The following is a 294-nucleotide window of genomic DNA, read 5'->3' as shown; positions in this document are numbered from 1 at the left end:
CTACCTGGCATGGCGTTACTTGGAGTCGCGGTGCTCGAACTCGCCTTCGATCACATCACCTTCACGCCCCAACGGTTGGCGCGGAGCCGGGCCGCCACGCGGTTGCAGGTGGTCGGCGAACGCACGCTGACGAATCGCAGCCTCTTCGGCACGCTGGCGCATCTTGCCGGCCAGCAGCTTGCGGGTGAACGGCAGCAGCATGACCAGGCCCACCACATCGCTGATGAAACCCGGCAGGATCAACAAGCCACCGGCCAAAGCCATCATCAGGCCTTCGAGCATGGTCTGAGCGGG

General features: G+C 64.6%; 1 protein-coding gene. It reads right to left on the bottom strand.

Annotated elements, in window-relative coordinates; all coding sequences use genetic code 11:
- Positions 1 to 15: 15 nt before the first annotated feature.
- A partial coding sequence (locus KZZ04_RS18770) for an FxsA family protein (RefSeq protein WP_219423760.1) occupies positions 16 to 294 on the bottom strand: 279 nt, incomplete at its 5' end.

The organism is Pseudoalteromonas sp. CR1, assembly GCF_019392235.1.
Lineage (GTDB): Bacteria > Pseudomonadota > Gammaproteobacteria > Enterobacterales > Alteromonadaceae > Pseudoalteromonas.
The sequence above is the reverse complement of the archived record's forward strand: the minus strand, read 5'-3'. Positions and strand labels throughout refer to the sequence as shown.